This is a genomic window from Streptomyces sp. NPDC033229 (genome assembly GCF_055576875.1).
The window spans coordinates 1-1,594 of the sequence record NZ_JBVIQR010000193.1; the positions used below are offsets into that span (position 1 = coordinate 1).

A 1,594-nucleotide genomic window follows, 5' to 3' on the forward strand; every position below is an offset into this window, starting at 1 on the left:
CCTAAGCTTGGCGTTTGTGCAGACCGGTTGTTCGTGGCGCGCTCTGCGGTGGTTGGTTTGTCCCGTTTGCCGACGGGGTGCTCGCACGCACGGTGCCTGTTCCTCGAGCCAGTTGGCCGGCCGGGGCCTGCGGTGCTGACTTTCGGTGCGCTGGCCGGCTGAGGGGTTTTCCCGTGGAGGCGGCGAAATCCCCGGCGGACGCGGGCGGGCGTGAGGCGTCCTCGGCGTGCGGGCCGTTCCCAGGGTTTGCGGAGGTCTTCTGCGAGTGGCCGGGCGAGGCGGAGCTGCGTGTAGGCGGCGACGATCAGCCAGGTCCAGCGGTCGGCGGCTGCGGGCTCGCGGAGTTTGGGAACGGTCCAGCCCAGCGTCTGCTTGATCATTCTGAAGGTATGTTCAAGATCGAATCTGCGCAGGAATCCCTGCCAGAGCCGGTCGACGTCCCCGGCCGTTGCACCGGTTCTGGACCACCACAGCCAGATCGGCCTGGGATTGCGGTCCCCGCGCAGGTGCTCGACGCGGAGGCGGATGACGGTGCCTTCGATGACCGGCAGCCGGCCTTCTGGATAGTTGGCCCAGGCCGAGCGCCGGACCAGCAGCGGGTGCAGCCGGTCCCAGGCAGCGGCTTCGGCCCGTCCGTAGTGTGTGGTGTCGGTGACCGTGGTGACGTCCGGGGCGGGCCAGGTGGCGGGGTCCTCGAACTTGAACTCCGCTCCGCGCTGGGGTTTGCGCCCGCGCTTGCCTGCTGGCTGCGGCGGGGGCGGGAAGTACAGGACTCGGTCCGAACGCATCCGCCCCAGCAGTTCGACCGGCAGGTCGGCGAGGAGGAAGGCCAGGCGGGTCACGTCATAACCGGCATCGACGACGATCAGGACGGGCGGGTCACCGGCCTGCCACTGCCCGGCGGCCAGCAGCCGCCGGACGACTTCCCGGACCTGGCCGGCGGTGACAGCGATCTCGTCGTCCCACGGACACAAGCGCACCACGTCCAGCACGGCCGTCCACGAAGTCCGCCCGGGCTCCAGGGCGGCGACGAAGGAATAGGGCCACCCGGGGACCATCTGAGCCGAGCCCCTGCCACGGCCGTAGGTATGGCAGAACAGCCTCTCCGGGCTGGTATTCGCATCCGGCCGCAGCCAGTTGCTGACATCCACGGCCAGGACGAGCCGCCCGTCCGCAGCCCGCGGCAGCGGCAGACCGGCCAGAGTCCGGCGCAGCCGTGCCACATCCAGCCGCCCGTAGTTCATCCCGCCGTACAGGGCGCCGTGACCGCGCCGGTGCTCGGGCGCCAGGGACAGCTCGACGAGCGTCTTCACCGGGCCGTCCGAGCACAGCAGGGCGTCTGCCAGCTCGAACAGCGCGTCACCCCGCGCGGTAAGGCAGGCATAGAACTCCGTCCGGAAGCGGGACAGTTCCCCAAACGCATCCCGCGGGATGTCCCGCTGCAGCAGACTCATCGTTACGGCCTTCGTGCTGACCAAGTGCCTCTGTGACGGAGCACATGATCAGACGGAGGCCGCCCTCACGTCAGGCGAACAGCAGATCCCAGGCAAGTTCGACGCGACGTTCGACCTCAGGTGATAAACGCCAAGCTAAG

Annotated in this window: 1 protein-coding gene; it reads right to left on the reverse strand. The window is 69.1% G+C overall.

Features of this window, described 5'->3' with window-relative positions:
- Window positions 1–1,454: NF041680 family putative transposase (locus ACZ53N_RS37315; RefSeq protein ID WP_469145129.1), on the reverse strand; the 1,454-nt coding region annotated here is incomplete at its 3' end.
- Window positions 1,455–1,594 lie beyond the last annotated feature (140 nt).